Source organism: Streptosporangium pseudovulgare, assembly GCF_014648055.1.
Lineage (GTDB): Bacteria > Actinomycetota > Actinomycetes > Streptosporangiales > Streptosporangiaceae > Streptosporangium > Streptosporangium pseudovulgare.
This window is the reverse complement of the sequence record NZ_BMQJ01000026.1, coordinates 38,609-47,144: the sequence shown is the minus strand read 5'-3', so window position 1 is coordinate 47,144 and position 8,536 is coordinate 38,609. Positions and strand designations below refer to the sequence as shown.

At 72.0% G+C, this 8,536-nt stretch carries 6 protein-coding genes and 1 pseudogene; 2 read left to right on the top strand and 5 right to left on the bottom strand.

Annotation, left to right across the window (positions count from 1 at the left end; genetic code table 11):
* Both IEZ10_RS40510 and IEZ10_RS40505 read right to left on the bottom strand, forming a co-directional pair.
* A pseudogene (locus IEZ10_RS40510) lies at positions 1-817 on the bottom strand (RNA polymerase sigma factor); the annotation flags it as partial.
* A 319-nt stretch (positions 818-1,136) separates the two neighbouring features.
* Entirely contained in the window at positions 1,137-1,823 is a 687-nt protein-coding gene (locus IEZ10_RS40505) for a class I SAM-dependent methyltransferase (RefSeq protein WP_373287447.1), read from the bottom strand.
* Positions 1,824-1,980: 157 nt separating this feature from the next.
* Here IEZ10_RS40505 and IEZ10_RS34350 point away from each other — a divergent pair, with 157 nt between their 5' ends.
* Positions 1,981-2,829: an MBL fold metallo-hydrolase gene (locus IEZ10_RS34350; protein WP_189250679.1), complete on the top strand. Its 849-nt coding sequence runs from the start codon at positions 1,981-1,983 to the stop codon at positions 2,827-2,829.
* A gap of 96 nt (positions 2,830-2,925) precedes the next feature.
* On the opposite strand, the gene IEZ10_RS34345 is transcribed toward IEZ10_RS34350, so the two are convergent.
* On the bottom strand, positions 2,926-3,426 hold the full coding sequence (locus tag IEZ10_RS34345; protein ID WP_189250678.1) for a MarR family winged helix-turn-helix transcriptional regulator: 501 nt from the start codon (positions 3,424-3,426) through the stop codon (positions 2,926-2,928).
* A gap of 105 nt (positions 3,427-3,531) precedes the next feature.
* Here IEZ10_RS34345 and IEZ10_RS34340 point away from each other — a divergent pair, with 105 nt between their 5' ends.
* Complete coding sequence (locus IEZ10_RS34340) at positions 3,532-4,419, top strand: EamA family transporter (RefSeq protein ID WP_189250677.1); 888 nt, start codon at positions 3,532-3,534, stop codon at positions 4,417-4,419.
* A gap of 84 nt (positions 4,420-4,503) precedes the next feature.
* Here the strand turns inward: IEZ10_RS34340 and IEZ10_RS34335 are convergent, their stop codons facing one another.
* Entirely contained in the window at positions 4,504-6,468 is a 1,965-nt protein-coding gene (locus IEZ10_RS34335) for an ABC transporter ATP-binding protein (protein WP_189250676.1), read from the bottom strand.
* Positions 6,465-8,381 (bottom strand): ABC transporter ATP-binding protein, encoded by a 1,917-nt coding sequence (locus IEZ10_RS34330; RefSeq protein WP_189250675.1) that lies wholly within the window; start codon positions 8,379-8,381, stop codon positions 6,465-6,467. The genes IEZ10_RS34335 and IEZ10_RS34330 overlap by 4 nt, the downstream gene beginning before the upstream one ends.
* Positions 8,382-8,536 lie beyond the last annotated feature (155 nt).

The following is an 8,536-nucleotide window of genomic DNA, read 5'->3' as shown; positions in this document are numbered from 1 at the left end:
GGCCGAACCGCATGGACACCACGCCCGCCTCGCGCTCCGACAGCGTGTCGAGCACCGAGTGCAGCTGCTCCTGCAGGAGCGTGAAGCTGACCGCGTCGGCCGGGGTGGGCGCCTCGGAGTCCTCGATGAGGTCGCCGAACTCGCTGTCACCCTCGGTGCCGAGCGGGCTGTGCAGGGAGATCGGCTCGCGGCCGTACTTCTGGACCTCGACGATCTTCTCCGCCGGCATGTCGAGCTCGCGGCCCAGCTCCTCGGGCGTGGGGTCACGGCCCAGGTCGGCCGTCATCTGCCGCTGCACGCGGGCCAGCTTGTTGATCACTTCGACCATGTGGACCGGGATGCGGATGGTCCGCGCCTGGTCGGCCATGGCCCGGGTGACGGCCTGCTTGATCCACCAGGTGGCGTAGGTGGAGAACTTGAAACCCTTGGTGTAGTCGAACTTCTCCACCGCGCGGATCAGGCCGAGGTTGCCCTCCTGGATGAGGTCCAGGAACAGCATGCCGCGGCCGGTGTAGCGCTTGGCCAGCGAGACCACCAGGCGGAGGTTGGCCTCCAGCAGGTGGTTCTTGGCCCGGCGGCCGTCCTCGGCGATCCACTCCAGCTCCGCGCGGACGTCGGTGGACAGGCCGTCGCCGTCGGTGGCGAGCTGCTCCTCGGCGAACAGACCGGCCTCGATGCGCTTGGCCAGCTCCACCTCCTGCTCGGCGTTGAGCAGGGGGACCTTGCCGATCTGCTTGAGGTAGTCCTTGACCGGGTCGGAGGTCGCGCCCGCCGAGACGCCGCTGAAGTCGTCGTCATCGTCGGTCAGGACCAGCGTGTCGTTGTCAACCGGGGCCGTCACCGCGATCACACCCTTCATGAGCCGAGCAGGGCGAACACCTACTCCTTCAACGTACGTCCCGTGCCGGCGTGCTGCGGACACGCGGAGGCCCGCCCGCGGCCCGGGACCACCCCGGTCTTCTGCCCCGTTCCCCTCCGCCTGAATCGGCCCCGCCCCGACCACGCGGCCCGCGCCACCCGTCGTGATCTGCCCGGACGTCCCGTTCCGGCGCCGCGCCCGGCGCCCCCGGCAGGTCCCGCGCGGCGGCGCCGTACCGCCCGCCGGGGAGGCCGAACAGAGCACGTCACCGGATGGGTCAGCGCGGTACGGCCCGCACCCACCCGCGGTCCCCGCCGATGAAACCGTCCATCGCCAGGCCGGCGTCGTCGAGCTCCCGCGCCAGGAAGTCGTCGTCGAGGCGCCTGCTGAGGAAGAAATGGGTCCAGCGCCGGTCGCCGACCGTGTACTCCATGGTGGCCGCCAGCAGACCGGGCTCCGGCCGGCTGACGTCCGTCATGCGCAGGACGTGGCCGTCGTCGGTCAGCCGCTCGGAGGGCCCGACCGTGTCGTACCACTCCGGGGGCTTACGCTGGAGGATCACCAGTCCGCCGTCGGCGACATGGTCGCGGCAGGCGCGCAGGAACGCCCGGCGCAGCCCGTCGTCGGCCGTCTCGATCACGAACGACATGAGCAGGACCACGTCGAACGTCCGGCCCAGGGAAAGCGACTGGATGGGGGAGCAGACCTTCTCGGCGCCCTCGATGTGCGCGAGCATCTCGGGCGACTCGTCGACGGCGGTCACCGGATGGCCGAGGGCCAGGAGGCTGTGGGTGATCCTTCCCGCGCCCGCGCCGAGCTCCAGGATGCTCGCGCCGGCCGGGACGGCGCCGTGCACGAGCTCCGGCTCGCCGCTCGGGGTCAGCATGGCGTAGTAGTCGACGGCGCAGCCGTCCGGGGTGATGGGGCCGGGACCGGTGCCGTGGTAGAGCCGCTTCGCTTCCATGATCCCCATCATGCGCCGCCGCCGGGGGCCGCGCGCGGCGGTACGGCGAGCCCGGTGAGAAAACCCCCGAAACGGGCATGGCACGCTGGAAACCGAGGGAGCACCCGAAGCGTGACCGGGGTCGCGGCCCGGGTGCCGCACCAGCTGGAGGCCCATCATGGTCGATTTCCCGGAGTCCGGCGTCTTCTTCGTCGGCAACGCCACGATGCTCATCCGCTACGACGGGTTCACCCTGCTCACCGACCCCAACTTCCTCCACCGGGGGCAGCGCGCCTACCTCGGCTACGGCCTGAGCAGCAGGCGCCGCACCGATCCGGCGATACGGGTGGAGGACCTGCCCCCGCTCGACGCCGTCGTCCTGTCGCACATGCACGGCGACCACTGGGACCGGGTCGCCCGCCACGGGCTCGACCGGTCCGTGCCGATCGTGACCACCCGCCAGGCGGCGCGGCGGCTGCGGCGCCAGGGCTTCGGCGAGGCGCAGGGACTGAGCACCTGGCAGGAGCGGACCCTCCGCCGCGACGGCCGCACGCTGAAGGTCACCGCGCTGCCCGGCCGGCACGCGCCCGGGGCGGCGCAGGTGCTGCTGCCGCCGGTGATGGGCAGCATGCTGGAGTTCGTCCGCCAGGACGGCTCGGTCGGCCTGCGCATGTGCATCAGCGGCGACACGCTGATGGACCGCGAGCTCCTCGCGCCCATCCCGGAGCGCTACCCCGACATCGACGTGGGCGTCGTCCACCTGGGCGGCACCATGATCCTGGGCATGATGATGGTGACCATGGACGGCGCGCAGGGAGCCGAGTGGCTCTCCCTCATCGGCCCCAGGCACGCCGTGCCGATCCACTACGACGACTACGAGGCGTTCTCCTCGGGCCTCGACGACTTCCGCGAGGAGATCGAGCGGCGCGGCATGTCCGACCGGGTGCGCTACCTCGCCCGCGGCGAGACCTGCCCGCTGCCGGTGCGCACCGCCCGCAGGGAGGCCCCGGCGTCGCAGCGGTCCTGACCGTCCCGCCGGATCCGCCCGGTGCCGGATCCGCGGGCCCGCCCGGGGCTCCCGGACGTCCGTACGGCCCGCGCCGGGTGGATGCGGCGGGGCGGATCAGGTGAGCGAGGTGTCGCCCATGGACTCCAGCAGCACGCGCAGCAGTCCGGCGAGCTGATCGCGCTCGGCGGGGCCGAGCGCGGCCAGCAGCCGCGCCTCGTTGTCCACGTGCGGCCCGACCAGCCCATCGACGATCTCCAGGCCGCGCGGGGTGAGCCGGATCCGCACCGATCGGCGGTCCCCGCCGTCGCGGACCCGCTCGACCAGACCCTTGGCCTCCATCCGGTCGATCCGGTTGGTGATCGCCCCCGAGGTGACCATGGCCGCCTTGAGCAGCGCCCCGGCCGTCAGCTCGTACGGCGCGCCGGAGCGGCGCAGCGTGGCCAGCACGTCGAACTCGAAGCGCTCCAGCCCGTGCCGGGCGAAGAACTCCTTGAGCTCGCGCTCGAACAGGATGGAGAGGCGGGAGAGCCGCCCGACGATCCCCATCGGCCACACGTCGATGTCGGGCCGCTCCCGGTTCCACTGGGCGGTGACGGCGTCCACCGCGTCGCTCATCGGCACTCCTCTCAATGGAAATAATCTCAACGTTCACAGACTTGACGTTCGCAGAACAAACGTGGTGTCATCTCAACGTTGAGATTATCAATGAGAGGCAATCCCATGGCCACTGTCGCCCTCCCCCCGGTCGTGCGCGCCCAGCGCACCGGCGACCTCGCCCTCGCCGCCCTGGCGCCGGCGAGCTGGGGGACCACATACGTCATCACCGCGACCCTGCTGCCCGCCGACCGGCCGATGCTGGCCGCGACCCTGCGGGCGCTCCCGGCGGGCCTGGTGCTACTCGCCGCGACCCGCCGGCTTCCCAGGGGAGAGTGGTGGTGGAAGTCGGCGGTGCTCGGCATGCTCAACTTCGGAGCCTTCTTCCCGCTCCTCTTCTTCGCCGCCTACCGCCTGCCCGGCGGGGTCGCCGCCACGATCTCCTCGGTCCAGCCGCTGGTCGTCGCGCTGCTCTCGCTGCTGATCCTGCGGATCCGGCCGACCCGCCCCGTCCTGTACGCCGCGCTGGCCGGCACCGGCGGCGTCGCCCTGCTGACCCTGACCTCCCGGGCCCGGCTGGACCCGCTCGGGATCGCCGCCATGCTCGCCGCGACCTCGCTGATGGCGGCGGCCATCGTGCTGGCCAAGAAATGGGGGCGGCCCGAGTCGCCCCTCGTGATGGCGGGCTGGCAGCTCGTCGCGGGCGGACTGGTGCTGGCCCCGCTCACCCTCGCCGTCGAAGGGGTGCCCGACACTCTCACCGGCCAGAACATCCTCGGCTTCGCCTACCTCGGCGTCATCGGCACCGCCCTCGCCTACGCCCTGTGGTTCCGGGGCATCGAGCAGCTGCCGCCCACCTCGCTGTCCCTGCTCGGTCTGGCCAACCCCCTGGTCGCCACCCTCGCCGGCCTCGTCGTGCTCGGCCAGACCCTCACCGGCTGGCAGGTCACCGGCTTCGCCATCGCCCTCGGCGCACTCGTCGCCGGTCAGACCCTGAACAGGAGATCCTCATGACCGCGCAGGTCGCTGGCGCCCATCGCCCAGGACCGGTGTCCCGGTGGAACGGCCGTCGCCGTTCCGCCGGGACACCGGGGACGGTCACCCGCGGCCGGCCGGGGCCCCGGACCCCTCCGACACGCTGTCCAGCCAGGCCCGGTGCAGGCCGGCGAAGCGGCCCCCCTCCGCGATGAGCCGGTCCGGGGAGCCGTCCTCCACGATCCGGCCGCCCTCGATCACCAGCACCCGCTCGGCGGTCTCCACGGTCGACAGCCGGTGGGCGATGATCAGCGCGGTCCGGTCGGCGAGGATCGTGCGCATCGCCCGCTGCACGAGCCGCTCACCGGGCACGTCGAGGCTGGAGGTGGCCTCGTCGAGGATCAGCACCGCCGGGTCGGCGAGGAAGGCGCGGGCGAAGGCCACCAGCTGCCGCTGGCCCGCCGACAGCCGGCCGCCGTGCTTGCCGACCTGGGTGTCGTAGCCCTCCGGAAGCGCCGAGATGAAGTCGTGGGCGCCGATCGACCGGGCGGCCGCCATGACCTCGTCCATGGTCGCGTCCGGACGGCCGAACCGGATGTTGTCGGCCACCGTACCGGTGAACAGGAAGTTCTCCTGGGTCACCATGACCACCGCGCCGCGCAGCGTCTCCTCGGCGAGGTCGCGCAGATCGACCCCGTCGAGCAGCACCCGGCCGGCGACGGGGTCGTAGAACCTGGCGACCAGCTTCGCCAGCGTGGTCTTCCCCGCCCCCGTGGTGCCGACCAGCGCCACGCTCTGCCCGGCCGGGATCACCAGGTCCATCCGCGGCAGGACCGGCGTGCCGTCGAGGTAGGAGAACTCCACCTCCTCGAACCGCACCTCGCCGCGCGGCCGCTCCAGCGTCACCGGCTCGCGCGGCTCGGCCACCGCCGGCCGCTCGTCCAGCACGCCGGCGAGCTTCTCCAGCGCCGCCGCCGCGGACTGGAACGTGTTATAGAACTGCGAGATCTCCTGCATCGGCTCGTAGAACTGCCGCAGGTAGAGCAGGAAGGCCGCCAGCACGCCCACCTGGATGTCACCGCCGATGGCCCGCCAGCCGCCGTACAGCAGGACGGCCGCGATCGTGACGTTGCCGATCAGCTTGACCCCCGGCATGAACATCGCGATCAGCCGCATGCTGCGGACGTTGGCGTCCCGGTAGTCGACGTTGAGCCCGGCGAAGATCTCCTGGTTGCGCGGCTCCCGGCGGAACGCCTGGACCGCCCGGATGCCGGTCATCGACTCCACGAAGTGGACGATCACCAGGGCGACCGTCTCCCGGGTCCGGCGGTAGGCGATGCTCGACTGCCGCCGGAACCACCGGGTGAACAGCAGCAGGACCGGCAGCGGCAGCAGGGCGACCAGCGCCAGGGGGACGTCCAGGACCAGCAGCAGGACCGCGGTGCCGACCAGCGTCAGCACGGCGGTGACCAGCCCGTCGAAGCCCGACTGCAGCATCTCGGAGATGGCCTCGATGTCGGAGGTGAGCCGCGCGACGACCCGCCCGGAGGTGTAGTCGTCGTGGAACGACAGCGACAGCCGCTGGAAGTGGCCGAACACCCGCCGCCGCAGCTCCAGCAGGATGTTCTGGCCGATCCGGCCCGCCATCCTGAGGAACACCTGCCGGCTCACCGCCTGCACGGCCGCCGCGACCAGGATCGCCGCCACGACGGTCACCAGCGTCCCCGGCCCCTGACCGGCGGCCATCGGCGGGATGCCGGAGTCGATGCCCACCCCGACCAGGAAGGGGATGGCCAGGGCGGCGGCGTTGCAGACGACGATGACCGTGACGAGCAGCGCGATCCGCCCCCGGTAGGGGCGCAGCAGCTCACCGAGCAGCCGCCTGGACTGGGAGCGCAGCACGAGGGACTCCTGCTGCGGCGAGTCGTCGTCCTTCTCGGCGGCCACCCCCCGCCACGCCTGCCCGTCCCGCTCGTCCTGTCCGTCCTGCCCGTGCTCCGGCCGATCCGGGCGGGCCGTTTCCGCTGTTCCCGCCGTTCCCGCTGGTCCTGCCGTCTCCGCCGGTCCCGTGTGGTCCGTCGTGCTCATCGCAGCGCCCCCTCGCTGTCCAGGTCCATGCCGGCGCCCAGGCCGGTCTCCCCGTCCGGGCCGGTGTCCGGGACGGGATCGTCGTCCAGGGCGGCCGACAGCAGCGCGCGGTACTCCGGCACGCTCGCCAGCAGCTCGTGGTGCCGGCCGACGTGCGCGATCGTGCCGTCCAGCAGCAGCGCCACCTTGTCCGCCAGCAGGACGGTGGAGGCGCGGTGCGCCACGACGATCCCGGTCGCGTCGCGCAGCACGTGCCGCAGCGCCTCCTCCACGAGGATCTCCGTCTCGACGTCCAGCGCAGAGAGCGTGTCGTCCAGCACGAGGATCCTCGGCCGGCTCAGCACGGCGCGGGCCAGGGCCAGCCGCTGACGCTGCCCGCCGGACAGCGACATCCCCTGCTCGCCGATCCTGGTCTCCAGCCCCCACGGCAGCCGGTGGACGAACCCGGCCTGCGCCGTTTCGATCGCCGCCTCGATCTCCTCCTCGGTGGCGTCGTGCCGGCCCAGCGTCAGGTTCTCCCGGACGCTCATCGAGAACAGCGTCGGCTCCTCGAAGGCCGTGGCGACCAGCGAGCGCAGCGCGGGCAGCGACAAGTCCCGCACATCGTGCCCGTCGATCGTGACCCGGCCCGCGGTGACGTCGTGCAGCCGCGGCACCAGGGAGGTCAGCGTGGTCTTGCCCGAGCCCGTCGCACCGACGATCGCGACCGTCTCACCGGGCCGCACGTCCAGCCAGACGTCGCGCAGCACCGGCTCGGCCGCGCCGGGGAAGCGGAACTCCACGCCCTCGAACCGCAGGTGCCCCCGGGGCCGCTCGATCTCCCGGGAGCCGCCGACGATCTCCGGTTCGGTGTCGAGCACCTCCAGCACGCGGTCCGCCGCGGTCATCGCCTCCTGGCCCTGCACCAGGATGAAGCCCAGGGCCGAGATGGGCCACACGAGCTGCAGCATCAGCGTGGTGAAGGCGACCAGCGTGCCCAGCGTCAGCGAGCCCGAGCCGACCGCGAGCGCGCCCAGCAGCAGCACCAGCGCGAGCGTGACGTTCGGGACCACCTCCAGGAAGGTGAAGAACTTCGACGACAGCCGCACCTTCTCCATCGAGGAGCGGTAGACCTTGTCCGCGCCCTCGCCGAAGAGGCCCGCGACGTGCCGCCCGCGGCCGAACGCCTTGATCGTCCGGATGCCGACCGCGGACTCCTCGATCACGGTGGCGAGGTCGCCCTGCTCGTCCTGGACCCGCCGGGAGACGTCGATGTAGCCCCGCTCGAAGCGCAACGAGGTGATCACCACCGGCGCGGCGGACAGGGCGACGAGCAGGCCGAGCGGCCAGTACATGTTCAGCAGCAGGACGGTCACCGTCACGATCTGCACGGTGATCAGGACGAGGAAGAGGATGCCGAAGCCGAGGAACCGCCGGATCACCGACAGGTCCGTGGTCACGCGTGACAGCAGCTGCCCGGACTGCCAGGCGCCGTGGAAGCTCATCGGCAGCCGCTGCAGGTGCCGGTAGACGTCGTCGCGGAGCCGGGTCTCCACGTCCAGGACGACGTCGGACATCAGCCATCTGCGCGCGAAGATGAGGCCCGCCTCCAGCACGCCCAGCGCCAGGGCCAGCAGGGCGAGCGGGACCAGGGCGCCGGTGTCCTTGTCGGCGACGGGACCGTCGATGATCTTCCGGGCGACCATCGGGATGACGATCGCGATGCCGGTCGCCACGAGGGCGGGCAGCCAGATGAAGACCATGCGGGTGACGTGGGGACGGAGGTAGGACCTCATCCGCCACAGGGAGGTCAGGCCGCGGCGGCGCGGCGGGGGAGCGGGGACCGGGCGGGCGTCCTCCGCGCGCCCGGCGGTGTCGTCTCCGGTGGAGTCCTTGGAGTCCTTCTGTTCGAGAGGGTCCGTATCAGGGGGCATCAGCAGGCAGCACTCTCCTCACGGTCTAGGGGTGGTTGATCGCCGACCGGCGCACAGAACCCGCCTAGGCTAAGGCAGCCGTCAACCGATTTTCCGGTCGGTGGGGCCCGGCGTCCCGGACCGCGGACACCGGGCCTCGGCGCCGCGGGCTCACC